Source organism: Bacteroides sp. 214 (genome assembly GCF_010501015.1).
Classification (GTDB): Bacteria; Bacteroidota; Bacteroidia; order Bacteroidales; family Bacteroidaceae; genus Bacteroides.
Genome location: NZ_QVML01000013.1, coordinates 45,864 through 68,167, shown reverse-complemented (window position 1 = coordinate 68,167; position 22,304 = coordinate 45,864). Strand labels below are relative to the sequence as shown.

At 42.3% G+C, this 22,304-nt stretch carries 17 protein-coding genes; 12 read left to right on the top strand and 5 right to left on the bottom strand.

Annotated elements, in window-relative coordinates:
• Positions 1 to 468, top strand: a 468-nt coding sequence (locus D0T50_RS09750; RefSeq protein WP_163223344.1) for a hypothetical protein, incomplete at its 5' end; no start/stop codon positions are given.
• Between the two features lie 33 nt (positions 469 to 501).
• On the opposite strand, the gene D0T50_RS09745 is transcribed toward D0T50_RS09750, so the two are convergent.
• Positions 502 to 876 carry a hypothetical protein gene (locus tag D0T50_RS09745; protein ID WP_163223343.1) on the bottom strand — a complete coding sequence of 125 codons (375 nt, stop codon included), beginning with the start codon at positions 874 to 876 and terminating at the stop codon, positions 502 to 504.
• A 207-nt stretch (positions 877 to 1,083) separates the two neighbouring features.
• Positions 1,084 to 1,326, bottom strand: a complete 243-nt coding sequence (locus D0T50_RS09740; protein WP_163223342.1) for a hypothetical protein — start codon at positions 1,324 to 1,326, stop codon at positions 1,084 to 1,086.
• A gap of 248 nt (positions 1,327 to 1,574) precedes the next feature.
• On the opposite strand from D0T50_RS09740, the gene D0T50_RS09735 reads away from it, so the two are divergent.
• Positions 1,575 to 2,294: a hypothetical protein gene (locus D0T50_RS09735; RefSeq protein WP_163223341.1), complete on the top strand. Its 720-nt coding sequence runs from the start codon at positions 1,575 to 1,577 to the stop codon at positions 2,292 to 2,294.
• A 101-nt stretch (positions 2,295 to 2,395) separates the two neighbouring features.
• Here the strand turns inward: D0T50_RS09735 and D0T50_RS09730 are convergent, their stop codons facing one another.
• Both D0T50_RS09730 and D0T50_RS09725 read right to left on the bottom strand, forming a co-directional pair.
• Entirely contained in the window at positions 2,396 to 2,605 is a 210-nt protein-coding gene (locus D0T50_RS09730) for a hypothetical protein (protein ID WP_163223340.1), read from the bottom strand.
• 31 nt (positions 2,606 to 2,636) lie between these two features.
• Positions 2,637 to 2,864 carry a hypothetical protein gene (locus D0T50_RS09725; protein ID WP_163223339.1) on the bottom strand — a complete coding sequence of 76 codons (228 nt, stop codon included), beginning with the start codon at positions 2,862 to 2,864 and terminating at the stop codon, positions 2,637 to 2,639.
• 270 nt (positions 2,865 to 3,134) lie between these two features.
• Here D0T50_RS09725 and D0T50_RS09720 point away from each other — a divergent pair, with 270 nt between their 5' ends.
• From D0T50_RS09720 to D0T50_RS09690, 7 genes are read left to right on the top strand one after another with little or no spacing between them, the layout of a single operon-like run.
• The gene (locus tag D0T50_RS09720) at positions 3,135 to 5,306 is read left to right on the top strand and encodes a hypothetical protein (RefSeq protein WP_163223338.1); all 2,172 of its coding nucleotides are present in this window, start codon (positions 3,135 to 3,137) and stop codon (positions 5,304 to 5,306) included.
• 9 nt (positions 5,307 to 5,315) lie between these two features.
• Positions 5,316 to 5,801 carry a hypothetical protein gene (locus D0T50_RS09715; protein WP_163223337.1) on the top strand — a complete coding sequence of 162 codons (486 nt, stop codon included), beginning with the start codon at positions 5,316 to 5,318 and terminating at the stop codon, positions 5,799 to 5,801.
• Positions 5,779 to 9,579 carry a hypothetical protein gene (locus D0T50_RS09710; protein WP_163223336.1) on the top strand — a complete coding sequence of 1,267 codons (3,801 nt, stop codon included), beginning with the start codon at positions 5,779 to 5,781 and terminating at the stop codon, positions 9,577 to 9,579. The genes D0T50_RS09715 and D0T50_RS09710 overlap by 23 nt, the downstream gene beginning before the upstream one ends.
• An 18-nt stretch (positions 9,580 to 9,597) precedes the next feature.
• Positions 9,598 to 9,804, top strand: coding sequence for a hypothetical protein (locus D0T50_RS09705; RefSeq protein ID WP_163223335.1), 207 nt, complete (start codon positions 9,598 to 9,600; stop codon positions 9,802 to 9,804).
• A gap of 14 nt (positions 9,805 to 9,818) precedes the next feature.
• Positions 9,819 to 15,287, top strand: coding sequence for a leucine-rich repeat domain-containing protein (locus D0T50_RS09700; RefSeq protein ID WP_163223334.1), 5,469 nt, complete (start codon positions 9,819 to 9,821; stop codon positions 15,285 to 15,287).
• A 13-nt stretch (positions 15,288 to 15,300) separates the two neighbouring features.
• On the top strand, positions 15,301 to 15,543 hold the full coding sequence (locus D0T50_RS09695; protein ID WP_163223333.1) for a hypothetical protein: 243 nt from the start codon (positions 15,301 to 15,303) through the stop codon (positions 15,541 to 15,543).
• Between the two features lie 4 nt (positions 15,544 to 15,547).
• Positions 15,548 to 16,033, top strand: a complete 486-nt coding sequence (locus D0T50_RS09690; protein WP_163223332.1) for an N-acetylmuramoyl-L-alanine amidase — start codon at positions 15,548 to 15,550, stop codon at positions 16,031 to 16,033.
• On the opposite strand, the gene D0T50_RS09685 is transcribed toward D0T50_RS09690, so the two are convergent.
• Positions 15,998 to 17,065 carry an SGNH/GDSL hydrolase family protein gene (locus D0T50_RS09685; protein ID WP_163223331.1) on the bottom strand — a complete coding sequence of 356 codons (1,068 nt, stop codon included), beginning with the start codon at positions 17,063 to 17,065 and terminating at the stop codon, positions 15,998 to 16,000. The genes D0T50_RS09690 and D0T50_RS09685 overlap by 36 nt on opposite strands.
• A 136-nt stretch (positions 17,066 to 17,201) precedes the next feature.
• Between D0T50_RS09685 and D0T50_RS09680 the strand changes: the two genes are divergently transcribed.
• The 3 genes from D0T50_RS09680 (at position 17,202) to D0T50_RS09670 (ending at position 21,759) form a co-directional block, all read left to right on the top strand.
• The gene (locus D0T50_RS09680; RefSeq protein ID WP_163223330.1) at positions 17,202 to 17,567 is read left to right on the top strand and encodes a BlaI/MecI/CopY family transcriptional regulator; all 366 of its coding nucleotides are present in this window, start codon (positions 17,202 to 17,204) and stop codon (positions 17,565 to 17,567) included.
• Between the two features lie 9 nt (positions 17,568 to 17,576).
• On the top strand, positions 17,577 to 19,283 hold the full coding sequence (locus tag D0T50_RS09675; RefSeq protein WP_163223329.1) for a M56 family metallopeptidase: 1,707 nt from the start codon (positions 17,577 to 17,579) through the stop codon (positions 19,281 to 19,283).
• Between the two features lie 175 nt (positions 19,284 to 19,458).
• The gene (locus D0T50_RS09670; RefSeq protein WP_163223328.1) at positions 19,459 to 21,759 is read left to right on the top strand and encodes a T9SS type A sorting domain-containing protein; all 2,301 of its coding nucleotides are present in this window, start codon (positions 19,459 to 19,461) and stop codon (positions 21,757 to 21,759) included.
• Positions 21,760 to 22,304 lie beyond the last annotated feature (545 nt).

Here is a 22,304-nt window from a genome sequence, read left to right as displayed (position 1 = left end):
AATCAGCAACTTGCTACTTATGCTGTTAGAATAGATCCTGATTATGGGGTATACATGGTAAAAGCTATGAGCAAAAATATTGAGACAAACAGCTATGGAAATGCATTGACAGCAGCATTCAACTTCCATGTAGAAAGCATCCGAGATATGTATGGAGAAGAATCGTATAGAAACGATGAAACACAAAGCGCAATATGGTTAAACCAACTTGGTTCTTTGACAGACTTAAGAAACCTCCTTCTTTTTACTGAGATGATTTACTCCTACAAAGGAAAGATAGAAGATATGCCAAGTGATTCTATTATGCAATGTTTACTCCAAAAAATAGAAGAATATAAAGACCTCCCGAGTGATATAGCATCAATAGCGATAGAAGCTATCGCAACAACACCTCACTCCGGCTATGTGGTTGTTGAATACATCTTTTCTAATCAAACTATGGTCGAAAAAAAAGCCGATTCAAATTGAATCGACTTTTTTAATGCTATCTAACTTTTCCTATTAAGGTTCTAAAGTACCAATAATAGTATCACCAGTCAATGCTATCTTTGTATCCTTTCCATTCTCCAGGTAATAAACCTGTTGAACCCACCGATAAGATTTCCCCGAAGAACTACTCATTATAATATACACTTTTGCTTTTACCGCATTGGGTTTTGCTTTAAAAGTTTCAGACATACCTTTGAAACAAGTCAAAGTCTGTGTTGATACTTTTTCACCGGCTTCGGTATATTCAAAAATAGAAGCCGATACTTCAATGGAACTACTATCATCCAAAGAATAAGTAAAAGTGTAAGTAGTTTCATCATCATCTGATGAACATGATACAAGAGCCAAAGGCAACACGAAAAATAAAAATAATAAAATCTTTCTCATAATTAGTTTTTTTATTAAAAATTTCTGCAAATATAACAAATTATTTATTCAGGATTATATTTTTCGTATCTTTTTATGACAAAACTAACTTTTTAGAAACAAACATATGTGCTACCGAAGAAAGTAAAATAAAAAAACCACAAGCCCAACTCTTTTTCGAATTGGGCTTGTGGATAGATCTATAAGAAAGCAAACTAGAATTATCTTCTATTTTAGTACAACAGGTAACGGTTCGTCTTCGAAGCTATTAGAAAATAGCCCCCCTCCCCATCCAATAATTCTGACATCAACGTAACTATTCGTAGCTGCAGGTTGCGATGCGAAAGCCGAAGGCGCAGCGTTAGAATTAGCATGCGCGGATGGAATAATTTCTAAATCTTTCAATAAAGAAACTGACATACAAAAAGCAATAACAGTCAGAATAACTTTGGTATACAAATCTACTTTCATAATAATGAGTTTTAATTGATTAATAATCACAAATATAGTGATTCTAAGCAAGAAACAAGTTAACCATAAAACCACATCATGCTTTTAACGTATTGACAAGCGCTGCTTTTCATACCATCTTTGTGAATAGTTTATACGGAAGTACCTGTAACAAAACCCACAAAATATTTAAAAGGAACATAGCACCTTTTTATATTTCAATTATTTTGTGTATATTTGTGATACTAATGGTTATAAACAATACGCATATGAAAAAAATGACTATTCTTTCACTATTAAGTGTACTCTGTGGAATATGCAGTATACAGTCCGTTTTTGCCGGGCCATTCGGTATTGACATGGGAATGAGCATCGCTGATGTAACAAAAGTTTGTGGAGCTGCCCCTAAGCATTTAGCCGAAGATATGTATGAAATAACACCACCCGATCCCAATCAGCAACTTGCTACTTATGCTGTTAGAATAGATCCTGATTATGGGGTATACATGGTAAAAGCTATGAGCAAAAATATTGAGACAAACAGCTATGGAGATTCATTGACAGCAGCATTCAACTACCATGTAGAAAGCATCCGAGATATGTATGGAGAAGAATCATATAGAAATACTAGATTAAAAGAAGGTAGCATCTGGAGTAATCCACAATATTTTATGCATGCTTTGCAGAAAGAAGATAGAACACTATGTGTAATATGGTCAAGAATACTAGATTTAACAACAGAATTAAGAAACCATCCTATTGTTCTAAAAATGATTGAGTCTAACAAAGAAGCAGGTGCACAAGAGATAATAGACAATCCTACAATACAAAGTTTAATGCAAAAGAAAATAGAAAAATACGAAAAACTCCCGAGTGACATAGCGTCAATAGCAATAGAAGCTATTGCAATAAACTCCTTTTCCGGCTATGTGGTTTTTGAATACATTTTTTCTAATCAAACTATGGTCGAAGAAAAGCCGATTCAATAGAAGTGCTACCGAAGAAAGTAAAATAAAAAATCCACAAGCCCAACTCTTTTTCGAATTGGGCTTGTGGATAGATTAATGAGAAAGCAAACTAGAATTATCTTCTATTTTAGTACAACAGGTAACGGATAATCTTCGATTCTATTAAAATGATACTTTCCCCATCCAATAATATTCACGTCAACGTAACTATTCGTAGCTGCAGGTTGCGAAGCATAAGCCGCAGGCACAACGTTACTATTTTGGTAAACAAGACAAACCAACGCGATAGCGATAATGGTTAAAACAGCTTTGGTATACAAATCTACTTTCATAATAATGAGTTTTTGAATGATTAATAATCAGTTAATAAGTAGAAACATACAATGGTCGTTGGTAAAGCTCTCCACCCCAGTCTACGATTCTTACATCAACAACTCCATTCGCAGCAGCAGGCTGCGAAGCATAAACCGCAGGCACAGCATTACTGTTAGCATGCGCGGATGGAATAATCTCTAAATCTCTCAATAAAGAAACTGACATACAAAAAGCAATAACAGTCAGAATAACTTTGGTATACAAATCTACTTTCATAACAATGAGTTTTTAATTGGTTAATAATCACAAATATAATGATTCTAACCAAGAAACAAGTTAACAGTAGGATAGAATATGCTACTTCGACACAAGTTGCGCAGATAAAACCATATCATCAAACTACAAAACCGTATCATGCTTTTAGCGTATTGACAAGCGCTGCTTTTCACACCATCTTTGTGAATAGTTAATACGGGAGCACCTGTAACAGAACCCACAATAAATACAGGTACTACCGAAGAAAGTAAAATAAAAAAACAAAAAGAAATGGAATCCATTGAATTACAAGTAATCATGCGCAACTTCACAAAAAATGAGTTGCAAGGCACTACGAAAGAAGAATTTGTTTCGACAATGGCAAAAGAACTTGTCAAACAATTCAGCAAGCACAGTACCAAAGGAAACAGCCAAGCCTATACGGCATACGAATTGAAGAAACAAGAAGGTCTATCGAAAGAGCTGAGAGCATCTCTCGAAAAAGACAAAAAGTACTATGAAGAGAGAATGCATATCGCATGGAAATATCAAAAACAAAGAGAAGAGTTGGAGCAAAAAGGCGCAGCACCAGAGGTCTTTAGTTTTATCGATAAAGAAGAGGAGAAAGCACTTAAAGAACTCGACATTGAAATTGCCAGCCGCGAAAAAACATTTCAAGAGTTAACAGAAAAAATCACAAGTTTTAGCCTTGAGCAGCTACAAAAACTACTATATGATGCTACACAAGAACTAGAACGAATAGAGTTCATTAATCCAAAATCAGAGCAAATAGCCAATATACGGGCTACGATAGAAAAATATAACACAGAAATTAAAAAACAAAATAAGAAGAAAGAGAAAGGAGAAGAAGGAAAAAAGGACGAAAATGAAGAAAAGAAGGGCGAGAATCTAAAAAAAGTAGGGATTACTCTTGGAGAATATGGCAAAAAATTTACTGCTATAGCAAAAGAGACTACTGGGGCAGCAAGCGATATCCTCAAGTCTGCCGGCGATATAGCCACAAGTACCAGTTCAATGATTACTCATATAACAGCAGTAACCAATCAGAGTGGAAAATCCATGGAAGCTACCGGAAAGACCGCAACCAAGACACTCTCCACTATAGACAAAGCTTCTGCCATCTTACTAATCATCTCCGCTGCCATCCAAGTGATGCAAAAGATAAATGCTCTTTTCTCTAGTGCCGAAAAAGAGTACGAGAAATATGCCAAGAAAAAATCGGAGATAGCCAAGCTGACCGAAGCCATGAACGAATATGCCATTGCGGTGCTCAAAGCCGCACATGCCGAAGACAACTGGTTTGCCAAAGATAAGCTCAAGGCACTGAAAGAGGCAAAAGAGATAAACCATAAAGCCAAAGAAGCGTACTTTGCCAAGCTCAACGAAGAACAAGCCGTGTACAAAAACAAGAGTAGCGGCGGATGGGCAACCGGTGCCCTAGGCATGCTCACCGGGCAGTGGTTTGTAGACCAGGTATTCGACACCAACCTCACAGGCAGAGATTATAAAAAAAGCACTACCGAAGCCAAAAACAACCTGCGCATAGAGACGCGCAAAAGGAAAAAGGGCTTTTTGGGGTCGGGCATTGGTGGCAAATCGCAGAAAACAGAAGACCTTAGTGAGTGGATTGACAGACATGAAGAATTTGGAGGCGCAAAACTCTTTGATGAAGCGGGATTCCTGAACAAGAACCTGGCACAAAACATACTCGATAACTTCGGCAACAAGCTGGTGGGGCAAACCAAAGAAACCTTAGAGGCACTGCTGGCAATGCAGAAGCAATATGACGAGTATCAGGCACAGCTCAAAGAGTATGTATCATCGCTCTACTCGCCATTGGTAGATAACTTTGTGAGTGGTATATGGGCCTCGTTTAACGAAGGCACAAAAGCGCTCGAAGCTTTCAAGAAAAATGCCTCGGAGACCTTCCGCAGCATTGCCAACGATATGATACGCACATTAGTGATGAATAAGGTATTCGACGGATTCTCGGAAAAACTGGCTAAGATATACGACGAACATGCAGATGGCGCATTGAGCGACGAAGAACTAATAACCAAAGTCACAGCAGAGACTAGTGAGTTGATGAGGAAGTATGAAGCAGCAGCACCGGCAATAGAAGGAATGTTAACCGCCTTCTCTAACTCGCTTGGCGGCATAGGCATCAACCTGAAAGAAAAAGACAATATATTGCCTACCGCCACAAAAGGTGCCCTAACTACCGTAACTCAGGATGTGGTGTCGCGCGTAGAAGGAACTTTCCTATCACTACAAACACACGCCAAAAGCATGGACGACCAGATGGTAACTATAAGCAACCAAACGTCCAAAGCCGTAACACAACTGATGCTTATAGCAGAGCACACCTCTTACTGCAGACACCTCGCACAGATCAGAGAGGTACTGGAGAAAATAGAACGAGATGGTATATTAACAAAATAAAAAACAGTTATGGAAGTATTGAAAGATTTATTAAAGATAGGCGCAGACGATGCCTACGATATGTATGGCGTATTCCTGACCGAGAGAGAAGCAGGCGGACACAGCAACTACGATGCCCTGTTGATGCCCCCAAAAATGAAACCCTACACAGCGGTGAACTATAGAGATGAAGATGGCGAAAGATTGCCCGAGGAATTAATACCCCGCTACGAAGCACGTGATGTAACGTTGCACTTCGCACTACTTGCCGATAGCAAAGCGGAATGGATAGAGCGGTACGACGCCTTCCTCGAAAGGATGAAAGCAGGCTGGGTAGAACTGACTCTGACCGAACTGAATAAAACATACAGGCTCTATGTGAAGGAGTTTGGCAGCTACGAGCAACTCACCCCACTGAATGGTAAAATTGTGTCGCGATTCAGCATCAACTTTCGCGAACCACAACCGGATGTAACACTAAAAACCAAACAAGATGGCAACATTGATAATATATGATAAAAACGGAAGGGAGAAGCTAGCCGTTGTCCCCGAAGATAGCTCCACACACCAGCGCGGCATACAAGAAGACAATGTAGTAAACCTCTCGTTTACACACCACACCTATGCAATGCTCGATGTGAACGACTATCTGGAGTTTGAAGGCGAAAGATTTCTGGTACTGGAGCAGTATGTGCCGCAGCAAAAATCGGCATTGGAGTGGAGCTATTCGTGTAGTTTCTACGGCATAGAGTCGCAACTAAAGCGCGGACTGATGTTAAAGATGGTAAGCGACAAGGTAGACGACATTATGGAGTGTGAATTTTCGCTTACTGCCGGAATAGGCGAGCATATGCAACTCATTGTACGCAATATAAACCGCCTATTTAACTCCACCGCCTATGGTATAGGCACAGGGCAGCCCGAAGGAAAGTTCACCGTAGATTACAGCAACTTGTGCATAACCGATGCCCTCTCCCGGCTGGCAGAGGAAACAGGCACAGAGTGGTGGCTAGACGGCACCACACTAAATCTGAGCGAGTGCAAGCATGGCAACGAGTTGGTATTGGGCTACCACCAGGGGCTTACAGCATTGGAGCGCACCACCGCCAACAATACCAAGTTCTTTACCCGCCTCTACCCACTGGGAACCACGCGAAACATAGACTACAGCACATACAAGCACACCCGCCTGCAGCTACCCGATGGTAAACGCTATGTGGATATGTATGCGGATACCTACGGTGTAATAGAACATTGTGAGGAGGCAGCGTTTTCGCACATCTACCCCAGTTGGAGAGGAAGTATTGGCACTGTGCGCAGCGAAGAAATAACAGAGAAAGATAAAACGGCTACTGTTTATTATTTCAAAGATGTAAAAGCATTAGGTTTCACTCCGGAAGCCATGGCAGACCTTACCCCACAGATACATTTTGAAAGTGGAGACCTGGCAGGAGAGGACTTTGAAATGAAGTTTGACAAAGCCACCGAGGAATTTACTATTATACCACGACTAATGGAAGACGGCGAGAGTTTCTTTCCCAATGAAATTCTAAAACCAGAAGTAGAAAATAGCTATATGCTTTGGAACATCAAGATGCCCGAAAAGCCGTTCTGCGAAGATGCAGAAAAAGCCCTTGAAGCTGCCGTAAACAAATACATGGAGGATAATAGCCTGGACAAAGCGGTGTACAAAGCCACGACAGATTATTTATACATAGCCGATGTTCTGAAACAAGCCGAAGAGGGAGTTAAGGAAGGAGATAAACCAGCCATACAGCTTATACCTGGACAGGTAGTGCGGTTGGAGAGCGATTATTACTTCCCCAAAACAAAAAACAGCGAAGCCGAAGAAGAGGGAGGTTTTAGAATGAGCCGCATCACCCGCGTGACTCGCAAAGTAAACAACCCCATGCAGGCAGAGCTCGAGATGAGCGATGTATTGAGCAGAAGCAAGATAAGCACGATAGAGAACAATGTAAGTACCCTGAAAAACCTCTACATCAAAAGCCGCGACGGACTGCCCGAGATTATAAAGACGTGGGAAGAGACTCCGGCTGCCGACACCAACCTGTACTCGGCACTAAAAACAGTGCGCTCGTTTGTAAGCCGCTTGTACGACGATGTGGTGCAGGGTGTGGTAACCTTTGTTAGGGGCATACGCTTTGGCAACTGGTCGGCAGGTTCGTCTGGTGCGGCAATTTATCAGGATAAAGACGGCGGTTGGCATATAGAGAGCGACTACGCACACTTCAGGCAGAAGTTAAGCGCCGAAGAGATAGAGATACAACGCACCACACACATAGGTGGCAAAGTAATATCTACAGCAGCGCAAATGGTGTGTAGCGATGTAAAGGACTATGGCACCTACTGGCGTTGCTTCTTTAAGGCAGAAGAAAGAAAGGAAGGAGAAGATGGTAGCTATAAAGTCGCTAATCAGTTCAAGATAGGCGACCTTGCGTATGTAGAAACATTCAACCTGATAGTACAGGAAGATGGCACTACGGGCAATCATTTCTACTGGCGCAGGGTGGTAGATACTGGCGAAAACTTTATAGACCTCTCTGCCAACGAATGTGCCCCGGGCAGTACGACTCCGCTACAGGGCGACCACATAGTGCAATTGGGAAGCAGCATAGAAGATCGCCAAAGCGCAATTATACAAGCATCGGTAGATGGATATATAGACCTCGAGAATGGTGCTCCCTACTATCGCATGTATAAGGGCATTTCTAATTTTAGCTTGCCCGAACCGGTTATCAACATCAGCCCCAGCAAGACGAAGATAACAGCCGATTCGTTTGTGATAGCGTCAGGAAATAAAGACATAGCCGAGAGCATGAATGAGTTGCAGGTAGATATGGATGCCGTAAAGCGACAAAACGACAATATGTGGGTATTGTGGTTTGCCCAAGAGATACCCACGCTCAACAACTACCCTGCTTCGGAATGGGAAACCAACACGGAAAGAGATGAGCATATAGAAGACATAGTGGTATTAAACAACCCTGACAATATAGAGTACAACGGCAGGGCATGGCGGTTCAAACAACCATCGGCAGGTATTTATCAGTGGGAAGAGATTACAGACGCTTCTGTATTGGCAGCGTTGGAAACCAGTAAAATAACCTCTTCGGAACTGAACATATTATCCGAAAAAGTAGAACTCTTTGTAGAAGCTGCACAAATAGACCCTCAAACCAACCTGATAACCCAATACGACAAATCGGGGTTGGTAACGGAATCCAACTACGTAGAAATGTTTTCGAAGGCTACGGATGGCGATGGGAACAAGTTATCGGATGCATTCGTAAAAACCTACACCGAAACCGTAGGTGAGGAAGAGAAGAGGTACATTCAGTCGGGCGTACACCTAAAAGGCGACCAGATAATACTGGAAGGGGCGGTATCAGCAAACGAAAAATTTAAGATACTAACGGATGGCAGTATGGAGGCGGTTGGTGGTACATTCCACGGGAAGGTGTTTGCTGAGGATGGAGAATTCAAAGGAGAAATTAAAGCAAATAAAGGATATATTGGTGCTTTAAGTATTGTTGGGAACGACTTGGTAGGATACAACGAAAATGATGAAGAACAGGTGCGAATATCTATGGGTAACGTGCCAACTATTAATAATGCCTACACTAGCAAAAGTCTTCCTTTTACCATAAGTTCGATAAATGGAGTATGCAACGTAACGCATCAAAATGGATATTACAGCGGACGATCAGAATGTATTGTATACCGCTATGAAAGAGAAGAAGAGCGGGAAGATGAAGTGAGAATGGAGGATGTTATTTCCATTGGATTTGAGATTGATGAGATTCCCAGAAAATTGATGTTTTCCAGATTCAATTCATATGTACAGTTAGATGCAGGTACTCTTAACGGCTCTGTGCGCCTCAGTGGGACTTTGTTGTATAACAATAGTGACGGAACTTACGAGAGAATTGCAGTATTCGAAGATTTTAACGACCAAAATAATGATGAAGTAGAAGCTGCAATAACAAGAACCGGAAGATACACTCTTAAATTGCAAGCATACATAGAAAGCCTAGAATGGAATTGGAGAGGTAAGCTAATTACTGATGTGACAGCAATATGGATAACTACATCAAAAATGCAAAAGGGCGTAACTACGTTGGCAAAGGATGGCATTCTATGTATACAGAATAATGATAAATATTTTTCATTTTCATCACAAAGCGGATTCGAAGTAAGATTTGGGAGCTATGGTCTAAAAATTGACAATAACGGTATACAGAAATTATCAAATAATAGCTGGAGCAGTTTATAATCATCAAAACAGAAACCTATGAGCCACATTAAATTCGCCGTAAAATCGGTAAGGGTTGACGAAAACAACCGCATAAAACGTGCTACACTGATTAACAAGATGGAGAGCAGCGTAGACAAGCGCAACACCAACGAGATGCTCTATATTATGGCTGTATTATCGCACATACAACCTGTGGGTGGCAGCAAGCACTTTACATATACATTCCCATTCAATTTAAGTTAAAAACAACAATAAAGATGGATAGATTAGATATTGTTTCGAAGCGCGAAGGCGACGAACTTACAGCGCCCGAATGGAATAAAAGCGTTGATAAAGTAAACGAGATCATAGACGCGCTGAACGGTTCGGAAACCGTTCAACGCAAACTCTATGTACAAAACAACCTGGAGACGAAAAGTCTGGCAGCACAATCGGGGCAACCCTGTGTGCTCGATTTCAGTTTCATCAGCCAGGAACGGTACTCGTACAGCGACCCGTACGAGAACACAGGCGAACAAGGCGTGTGTACCCTATCGGTAAAGAACTCGGAATATACCGAATTCACAGATGTGCAAACATTTAAGCTACCCTCGAACACAGCCCACAGGCTAGATGTGGCAGAGTGGCTGAAAGCAGGAGTAAACCAACTAAAACTCTCCATACGTGGAGAAATAACCGAAGAAACCACCCCGGCGTATGTGTATAACGTGCAGTTGACATCGCTCGGTATAACAGCCGGAAACTTCAGGTGGTGGCAGGCATACAACAGCGCAATAATGCTGCCCCTGCACATAACAGGAAACATCAATAAAAAACTGTTTGTAGAGCTAAGTGGTGTAAACAACAGTTACAAAGAGGTGTATGAAGTGAATCTGGGTGCGGCAACCTATACCGAAACTGCCTACAACTTCTCCGTGCCACATCCGGATATAGAAGGAGTGTACACATTGCGCGTATGGCTTACAAATGCCGATCAAAGCCTGCAAACACACACGATATCTTTTGAAGTAATGTGTGCCGTACAAGCAGGCATTTCTAAACTCCTATGCGTCAACAACAAAGCACTTCAAGCGGTGAACTGGACAGAGAATGTATTGTTCGACTTTGCCATTACCGCCGGAGACGCCGCCTATACCGGTGCCACGTTCACCATACGAAAAGAGAATGAAGTAGTGTTCCGCTCGGTCGAAGATGCCATTGCTACCGGAGAGCGACACACCTTCTCCTTCCCCATGGAGATAGAAACCGACGACGACGCGCCCTTCGATATTGAAGTAAGCATAACGGATGAAGAAAGCCCATTGACACCAATGCTTGTGTTTCCGGTAGAAAATTCCTCCGGTTACTCTGCGGTAGCAGGTGCGGCACTGTTCATCAACCCCAAAACACGTACCAACAGCCAGGCCAACCGCATGAATATAATCAATGAAACCAATGCCACCTTGATTGACACTGTGTGGAATAATATGAATTGGGGCAACGACGGATGGCAAACAGACGAGGGCGGCATCCGGGTATTGAGACTACTGGCGGGTTCTACATGCAGCATTGACTACAAGCCATTCTACAACGAAGCCGCCGGTACAGGTAAAACAATAGAGTTTGACTTCAAAGCATTTAACGTGGTAGATGGCAGTGTGCCGATAATCAATATATCGGCTGCGCACCCTACCATCGCAGCAAACTATATAGGTCTACGCATAGCTCCGAGCGAGATGTTTATGCACTCGCAAAACCGTGTTGATGACACCACACAAAATCTGCCTATCGACGATGAAGTAAGACTACGTGTTGCGCTCACTATTATGCCGCAAGCGTATGGAAACGCCGATTTGAATCTGTGTTGTCTATATATCAACGGAATCAAGAACCGGGTATTCAATTACGATGCGCGCGATTATTTTGCTCACAACGGCAACATCGTGATTGGTAGCGATTATGCAGACATTGACATTTATGGTATACGTGTGTACGATAGTGCGTTGACGAGCGAAGGAATTCATAAGAATTACATTAACCAGCTTGCTACAACAACCGAAAAAGAAGCCGAGGCAGCAGCTAACGATGTTCTTGATGGGGCAGGACAACATATTGACTTCTTTAATACCGTAGATCAATATGATTGCTTTGTATTCGACACCCCATTCCCCAGCTTCGTAGACACAGCCGCAAGAACAGGTACACTCGAAGTGTGGAAAAATGGTGCCTTAGCATTTACTGTTACTGACGTAGCGTGCGACGGACAAGGAACATCGTCAAAGAAATATTGGGAATGGAATGTGCGCTTTAGAATTGACAAAAAGCCCAACTCTGTTACAACCTATGCCGATGGCAGAACCGATAATCAGCAAATAGATATGTATCCGGGAATTACACCCAAGATGCAGAGAATTACAGCTAAGAAAAACTGGGCAAGTTCTATGCAGGACCATAAAAACGGTTCGGTGAATGCTTACAATGACTTGAGTAAAGCACTTGGTTTGAGCAATCCGGCGATGGAAAATGACCCACTTGTTCGCACAGCCGTTTATCAACAACCGATGATGGGATTTTCGAAACAAATTAACGAAGACGGCGAAACTATTTATACCTGTATGGGGCAGTTTACAATTGGTCCGGATAAAGGCGACACAGCTACATTTGGCTATAACAAGAAAGTCTACCCAAATCTGCTTGCGATAGAAGGTTCGGATAATGCCCCATTATTCACCTTGTTTAGAATACCCTGGAATGAGCCCTATGTAATTTACGATGCTGAGAATGAGAATTTTCAATACAACAACACAAAAAGCTGGGAGTTAAGTGCAGGAAACGATACTAGCGGGGCACTTTGGCGTAGCGCTTACAACTTTGTTTACACAAGTGGAATAAGGCTCAAACCTTTCAATGGCACGCTTGAAGAGCTTAATACAGCCGGGGCAGACTTCAACGAACGGAGATCGGGAGGGTACGAATACTGGATAGCCAAGACAGGAGACGCAAAGCAATACAATCTCTATTATTATGAGGCAACGGTAGGGCAGTTTATCCCCTCGGATATAGGTTCGGGCGGTATCAATCTTTACACCCAATTAGTAGATAAAGGTTATGGATTGACGGCTGCCGACCTTGCAGGAAAAAGCATTGAGGAGATAAACATGTTGTTCATTCAAGCAAGAATTCGACGATTTAAGTTAGAAGCAGGTAATTACTTCGATATTGATGATGCGATATTTCATGCTAATTTTATAGAGTTCATTGCCGGAACCGACAACCGGGCAAAAAACACCTATGCCTACAATTTTGGCACGGAAGGTGCAAAATGGAAGTGGCGACAAGACGACTTAGACACCATTCTGCCTATTGATAACCAAGGTCAAGACAAAAAGGGGTATTGGGTAGAGGTTCACGATCTCTACGATAATGGCGGCAATGTGTGGAATGGCGAAACAAGCAACTTCTGGAATCTGATAGAGCTAGCCTTCCCTAACGAAACAATTCTTGGTATGAGGGCAATGCTTTCTGCCATGGAATCATTGAGTGGCATGAGTAGCGGCACACCTTACGAACGTGTATATGGTTTCTACAAAAAATATTACCTGGGAGTAAAGAGTTGGTTCCCTGCTACGATATTCAACGCAGATGCCAAGAGATATGAAGACGCTAAAGTAGCACAACAGCAAGGGCTTTATAACCCGGATGTAGACCCCATGACACAATCGCATGGAGACTTCTTCTCGGCCGAAACGGCTTGGATGAAGAAACGCATCCTTTACATGATGTCGAAATACAATTATGGAACATTCTCGGCAAACGGAACAGATATAATAGTGGTTCGTGCTGCCGGAGATGAAATAGTGTACACACTTACGCCGGCAATCGCCATGTATCCATCCATTGCGAGTGGTACATCTATCATCAGAGGCGAACGAACGATGCCAGGCGAAAGTTGTCAGGTAGTTATTGACTTAGGGGGATCAGGCGACCAGCAGAACGCAATTCTAGGGGCTTCGTGGCTGAAGTCCATCGGGCAATGGCATGATAAAAATGTGTCGGGTACAATGTCCGTTCAAGGAAGACGGCTACAAGAGATAACACTTGGACACCCAACAGAAGAGATAACGATATCTATTACAGGATTAACAATTGCAAATTGCCCCAGTGTACGGTTGATTGACCTGCGTAGAATAGCTACCCTCACTGGTACGTTGAATATAACTTCTTGTATCCATCTCGAAGAGTTGTATCTTGATGGCACATGCCTCACACAGGTAAACTTGCCCCAAGGTGGTGGACTGAGAAAGATTAACTATCCGGCTACGAACGCTTACCTAATGCTTAAGAACTTCCCGGTACTGACATCCGAAAATGTTGATATAAGTCTATGTGCTGGAGTTATAACAGACTTCTTCGTACAAGACTGCGCTCGGATTAACCCTATCGACATGCTTGTTGCCATTATGGATGCGCAGGATGCGCAAGGCAGTAGCCATGCGCTGAAACGTGTGCGTGCAGTAGGTTTCGATGCGACATACACGGATACAGGTAGCTATATCCTTGACAGACTTGCTCAACTGGCAGGGGGAGAGTACGTAGGACTGAACGCTGATGGAATAGCAGAACAAGGCATACTGCCTGTACTCGATGGAAAGCTAACGGTGAATGCAGATGTATATGAAGATTCGCTCAATGCTATTCGTGAAGCTTTCCCGAAACTAGAATTAGTCGTTAATGGTGAGTATTATGTACGGTTTAAGGACTCTATCATAGGAGCTTATTATATTGCTAATTACGGCAATGGTATAGGCGTGATGGCTTCACAACTAGCTACAGTTAAGAATATACCCAGTTCTTTATTTAAGGGGCAGGCTATTACTTCATTCACTGAAATGAAATATATGACAGCTTGTACATCTATTCATACACAAGCTTTTTATGGCTGTTCATCCCTTACAGAAGTTGTTTTACCTCCTAATCTCAAAGAAATTGTTTATAGTGCATTTGAAGCTTCCGGTATTGAAAATATAACAATTCCAGCTTCAGTTATTTACATCCAACAGGGCGCATTTGAAGGCTGTTCTTCATTGAAGAGTGTTTATTTTGAGGAATCAGACATACCTTTAACTTTGAGATGGGCGATCTTTTCCGGCTGTACCTCTCTTACAGAAATTGATTTACCAGATAGAATAATCGCAATGGTGAACTACACTTTTAGAGGATGTACCTCTCTTAGGAGAGTACATTATCCTTCAAGTTTGCATATAACAAGTATTCCCAAATATGAATTTGAAGGATGTTTAGCTTTAGAATGTATTCCACTTACACCGTATATTACAAGCATTGGTGAGGCTGCCTTTTCAAAATGTACATCTTTGACTGATATTGATTTAACGGGAGTTAATGAGCTTCAGAAAGGATGTTTTTCTGGTTGCAGTTCATTGGTTAATGTATTGATACCACACTCAATAATCAACATACCTATCGAACTATTCTCCAATTGCTCTTCATTGCTTACGCTAGAATTACACGAAGATGTGATAAGTATTGAGACATACGTAGCAGCGCGTTGCTCTTCTTTACGTGCTTTAATTTCTCTTGCTACTATACCGCCTTCACTCGGTTCTAATCTGCTATATAACTCTAATGATGCTGTTATTTACGTTCCTGACGCTTCGGTTGATCTCTACAAAGCAGCAACAAACTGGAGCGCTTATGCAAGCAGAATACTACCATTATCACAATATTAAAGCCACATAGATTATGATACAAATAACAGACACATATTACATAGCCGATGAAGGCAAATGGTTCTCACGAGTAGCTGATTCTATGTTATTCGGGGCTGAGATTTATCTTGGGATGATTTTTCGCGACATAAATGGTAGCGTGTTATCAGAACCCATACAGGACGCAATCACGAATTACACAGAAATAGATATGCCCGAAGATTACTTCGGAAGTTTTAATATAAACCCGGAGAATAGCGAATTCGAAAACAAATAAGGTTATGAGATTTATAGATAGAATTGTTATTCACTGTGCTGCCACACGCATCACACAAGACTTTACCGAAGAACAAGTAAAAGAATCGCATATAGCTCGGGGATTTCGTACATGGGGATATCACTATTACATACGTAAGGATGGACGCATTGTAACGATGCGTCCTATAGGGCAAATGGGAGCTCATGCAATTGGCTACAACGCGGCAAGCATTGGTATATGCTACGAAGGCGGGCTAGATGCGCTAGGCAAATCGGCGGATACAAGGACAGCGGCTCAAAAAGAGTCGCTACTTAAGCTCTTGCATGAATTGATTCCCAAGTATAATATCAAGTTCTTATCGGGCCATAGAAACCTTAGCCCAGATCTTAATGGCGACGGGAAAATAGATAGTTGGGAGTGGACCAAACAATGTCCATGTTTTGATGTCTATACTGAATATTCTCAGGAGTTTTCAAAATATCAACTTTGCTACCAATGGGTAGAGTAACTCCGCATAGCGTAAGAACCCCAAGTCGGTAAAATGAATTCCGTCTACCGTAGCTTCGTAGTCATCGCCAAGCATTTTTTCGGAAGAGAGGAAGTAAATGTTCTTTTCGCCATCTTGCAGCAGGGTTTGATACAGATGGGCTATCGCTTCGTTCTTATCACGTATTTCTTTGGCAAGCTGCTGGTCGAAAAAGGCGTTGGGAAAACGTGGGTCTTCTACAAATAGAACAGGAACATCCGGACGACGCGTGCGCACTATATTATAGAAGTGACGCGCGCGTTCGTTTATCTGTTCCACCGTAGCATTGGGCACAAAGTCCAGAATATACATAGCAGCATCAACATTTGCCATGACTTCGGCTATCTCGTAATCGAGCAAGGCATTGCCGCTAAACCCAAGATTGATAAATTCGCGATTCAAACGGCGGGAAAGTATGTTAGTGTGCGCCATACCGGGACGAGTAGCACAACCTCCCTGCATGATGCTGGTACCATAACACACTACAGGTTTTTCTCGTTGGGGGAGGTCTACAAGAGGCGGGGTGATGTAAGAAAGAGAGTCTACCCCTATTTCCAAAGAGACAACTCCGTCGTACAAAGGCAGAAAGAGCAGATACTCACGCTCGGCTGGTTCCATATTTCTGATAATGGTAGCCCGGGTTACCTTACCCGAAGGTCGCCCGCTATTTACAAATTGCCATGTTCCATCTATTAAGGTATAAAGATCCAACCCTTTGATACCGGTATCGGTCATGTGGTTCATACGAAAGTTATTGAGCGACTCCCATCTTGCCGCGATGGTGGTGGAGTTGGAGCGGAAACGAATAGCAAGTCCGGCACTATTCTTACCCAGTTGCCACACAGGTTCGCGGGTTATCTGCTTCAACGAATCGGGCAAACGTTCGTAACGGGTTTCAGTTTGGTTGGTAGCCTTTCCCAGCAACGGAAATTCAGCCGCATCGTGGAAAACAAGTTGTGCGCTTGCCGACATAAAGACAAACAAGAGCGATAAGAGGAAGGTTATCTGCTTCATATTACAGTGTGTTTCAATGGTTTGCCAAAGATAATAATTCTTTTTCGAATATCTTTTGCATTAATTAACCAAGTAACGCTTGCTTTATTACGATTTGTTCGTAGCTTTGTTTCATAAACGTTTAAAGCCTATAGAAATGGAAAAGTTAACTTATCAAGAAGAAGAAGCGATGTTGTTCATCTGGGAATTGGAAAGATGCTACATCAGGGACATTGTTGCCAAGTACAAGAAACCGGCTCCACCCTACACTACTGTTGCCTCAATCGTAAAAAACTTAGGAAAAAAAGGGTATGTAAAAGCTACTCCGGTAGCAAACACCCACGAATATACACCCCTCATCAAAGAAAGCGAATATAAACGCACCTTTATGAGTGGCGTGGTAAAGAACTACTTCGAGAACTCCTATAAAGAGATGGTATCGTTCTTTGCCAAAGACAACAAAATATCCGCCGAGGACTTGCAAGAGATTCTTGGCATGATTGAAAAAGGAAAAGAAAAATAAGCCGATTATATGGACGCGCTACTGATTTATTTCGTAAAAGTGAATATGGCACTCGTGCTGTTTTACGCTTTTTACAGGTTATTTTTTCACAAGGACACCTTCTTCCGATGGCGCAGAATAACGCTGCTAGCGTTCTTCGCCGCGTCGTTGGTTTATCCGCTGCTCAACATTCAAGAATGGATGCGGGAGCAAGAGCCAATGGTAATTGTGGCAGACCTATACGCTGCCAACATCCTACCCGAAATAACAGTCAGCGCGGCAACGCCGGAAGTCGTCAATTGGAGGAACTTCATTATTGATTCCTCACAGATGCTATACGTTGGTATTGCTCTATTATTGATGCTCCGTTTTTGTATTCAGTTATTCAGTATCTTCAAAATCAGGTTCAGGGCGAAAGAAATGATCCTGCAGGGCGTTAAGGTTTACAAGCTAAGCCACGCGCAGGGACCTTTCTCCTTTTTCCGATGGATTTTTGTTCATCCCGAATCACACGAAGAGCACGCGCTGGAAGAAATTCTTGCACACGAATCGACACATGTCCGCGAATGGCACTCGGTCGATGTAGTTGTCAGCGAATTGTTTTGTGCCCTTTGTTGGTTTAATCCTTTCATTTGGTTGATAAAGAGAGAAGTGCGTAATAACCTGGAGTTCCTTGCCGACAATAAGGTATTGGAACAAGGGTATGATTGCAAAACCTACCAATATCATCTGCTTGGATTAACACATCAGAAATCAGTAGCCACCATTTATAATAATTTCAATGTGTTACCTTTAAAAAACAGAATTAAAATGATGAACAAAAAAAGAACCAAGCAAATTGCAAGAACCAAGTATCTGTTGTTTGTGCCGTTATTGGTGCTGCTACTACTCATTAGCAACATAGACAGCGTAGCCCGCAACACAAGTAATCTACTGAAGAATGTATTGCCGGAAAGCTCGGAAATAACACAAGATGCAGTGGAGACAGCTCAGCTTCCACAAGATCAGGAACCGCAAAAGAAAACAAACGACGAAGAAGAAGCCTTTGAAATAGCGGAAGTAACACCCGAATATCCTGGTGGGTTACCCGCATTGATGAGTTTTCTGAGCCAAAATGTTCAATATCCGGCTAAAGCTGCCGAAAAGAAGATAGAAGGAACAGTTACTGTGAAGTTTATCGTTAATAAAGACGGTAGTATTTCGGATGCGATTATCTTACGCGGAGTAGAACCTTCGCTGGACGCGGAAGCGCTGCGTGTTATAAACTCCATGCCCAAATGGAAACCGGGCAAGCAACGAGGAAAGGAAGTAAGAGTAAAATACACTATCCCTATACGATTCAGGATTACCCAACCGGTAAGTCAAGAGAAGAAGGTGGAAGTTGTGGCAGCAAGTATAGACAAATCGCCTGCAGACAATGATGCTGTATTTGAAGTGGTAGAAAACTCTCCTCAATACCCGGGTGGAATAAGTGCGCTAATGGAATTCTTGAATCAAAACATTAAGTACCCCCAAAAAGCAGCTGCCGAGAAGATAGAAGGTATTGTTACCGTGCAGTTTGTTGTAACCAAAGAGGGCAACATTAAAGATCCTATTGTGTTGAGAGGCGAGAATGCCGATTTAGCGGAAGAAGCCATACGCGTTGTTAAGCTAATGCCTAAATGGCAACCGGGCACACAGCGGGGAGTAGCCGTAAATGTGAAATACACCGTACCCGTTAGATTCCGTCTGAACTAAGAAGCTATTTTGAACAAAAAAAACGCCTATGCGACCAATCAATCGCATAGGCGTTTTTTGTTACCACTCAATTTTTACTCAATAAAAAACAAAATATCCACACCCCCCCAACAGAAAAACACGCAACTTTGCAGCGTACAAACGAGAATTCAATTTAATACCAATTAATGACAGTATGAAAAACAAATTATTACTATTCGTATTCGCTTTTTTTAGCATGACACAAATGTGGGCACAGGTAACCATTACCGAAGCAAGCGGTTGGCTGGAATCAGCATATGCCAAATGGCAGCCTATGGAAGGTGCCGATTTCTACCATGTATATTACAAAGAAGCTGCAGCAACTGACGACACATATCTGCAAATAGATGAAATGCTCATCAGAAAATATGCCGACTACTACAGAGCCGATGTTGTGGGACTAAAAGCCGGTAACTATATCTTGAAGATTGTTCCTACTACCGACGTTGAAGGAACGCTCATGGAAGATACTTCCAAACAAGCGGTAACTGCAAGTCTCGAAGTGAAAGCACATGTAAGAGAAGGGTTTGCATTTTCTACCAACTCTACCTACAAAACAGCTTCGGGAGCTTACAATAATGATGGAACGTTGAAAACGGGTGCAAAAGTTTTTTATGTAACGGCAAAATCTATCAACACAATCTCTACTCAGGTTATTGTAAACAGCAAAGGCGGCACAGAAACACGCACAGGTATTGTAGATATCTTAGCCGGCAAACAAAAAGGGCATGATACCACACCTATGGCATTTCGTTTTATCGGAGAGATTAAAGCAAGCGACGTAAGCGGATTGAACAGCAACAACTACATTCAGGTTAAGGGTGGTAAAGACCTCGAAATGAATTACACGTTGGAAGGTATTGGCAACGATGCCACCATCAACGGTTGGGGGATACTTGTGCGAGGTGTAGGAAACGTAGAAATACGCAATATCGGTGTGATGAACTTCACAGACGATGGTATATCACTCGACACAGACAATATTAATATATGGGTGCACCACTGCGACTTTTTCTATGGTCAAAACAAAGGTGGCGACCAAGCGAAAGGCGACGGTTCATTGGACGTGAAGTCGAATTCCAAATACGTTACCCTCTCCTTCAACCATTTCTGGGACTCGGGCAAGATGTCACTTTGTGGCATGACCAGCGAAAGTGGACCTAATTACATTACCTATCATCACAACTGGTTCGACCATTCGGACTCTCGCCACCCACGCGTGCGCACCATGACGGTACATGTGTACAATAACTATTTCGATGGCATTGCCAAGTATGGTGTAGGAGCTACAATGGGGTCGAGCGTATTCGTTGAAAACAATTATTTCAGAAATGCCACCCGCCCTATGCTTAGCTCGCTGCAAGGCACAGACATCATCAATGGTAACGGTACCTTCTCGGGAGAAAATGGGGGTATGATTAAATCCTTCGGCAACAAGATGGTAAACACCAACCGAACACTTGTTTATCATACGCAAAACAAGCTGAACGCGAAAAGCCAGTGGGATGCTATTGAAACAGCCACCCGCGATGAGAAAGTGCCCGATACGTACATTACAGTAGTGGGAGGCACTTCATACAATAACTTCGACACGGACGCAAACATCATATATGCCTATAATGTAGAGACTCCGGATAACGCCAAAGAAGCCATTACTACCTACGCAGGGAGAACAAACGGAGGCGACCTAAGATACAGCTTTACCGAAACGGATGATGCCAGCTATGATATAAATACTGCTTTAAGCAAATTAGTAGCCGGCTATAAGGGAACCGTTGTTCAAATTGGTCGCGAAGAAAGCAATACAACCCCCGATCCAGACCCAACAGATCCGGAAGAGCCTACAGACCCGGAAATTCCGGCAGGTGGAATGACACACAACTTCACAGCCAATGGATTGGAAAGCAGTTTCTTCAGCATTACCGGTAATCTTTCTACAGACAAAGGAACCGTTACCTATGGAGGAATGACACTGACACAATGCCTAAAGATGGAAAGTGCCACAGTTATTTCTTTTACCATCACCGAGGAATCTACATTAACATTGGTATTCATGACCGATGAAGGTGGTAAAAGAGTGAAAATAAACGATGTAAACAAAACAACGGATAGCTACATCTACACAATAGACCTGCCGGCTGACACATACACCATCAAGAAAGGAGATACCATGAACCTGTTCTACATGAGTGTAGCAAGCAAGAACGCAACAAGTATAAAAGATATAGCAAAAGAGAAAACAGCAATCTACCCCTCGGTTGTATCCGATTACCTGTATATCAAATCGGATGCCGAAGTAAAGAACGTCGCTGTATACAACCTATCTGGTGTAATGTTGTTCAAGGCAAATAAACATATCGACAGCATAGACATGAGCACATTTGCCTCAGGCAACTACATTGTAAAGATCATCACAAGCGAAGGAAGTACACAGAAAAAGGTTATTAAGAAGTAACCCGTTGGCAGAATTAATTTAGTGCATATTTTATCAACCCAATAGTTTAATACGCACTCCAAATGTAGTTTTATAAAGTAGGTCTTCACATTCACATATCGCTATAACTAACTGACAGTAAGCGAGTTGATTGTGAAGACCTCCTCTTTTATCCTTCACAAGGTATTCACAACCAATTTTTGACTGTTTTTGTGGTAAGAAAACACTGGGAAACAGGTCGAAAAACAGTGAGAAGTGAAGCAAAAAACAGTCGCAAAAGAAGCATTGCTTAAAGCTCTTATTTAAGTGCGCTTGTCAGCCATAGTTTCATCTCCTGTCAGCCATAGTCTCATGACCCGTCAGCCATAGTTTCATGCTCCTTCAGCCTATGGCTCATACTCCGTCAACCTATGGCTCATGGTTCATCAACCATAGTGTGAATTAATTCCGCCAACGCGTGAAGAAGTAATATTTTAACCAACATGATACACGAGGGTGCGTTGTTCTTTGACAACACCCTCGTGCTTGCGTTAAAAAAATCATTACTAAAACCCGCAAAAGTGTGG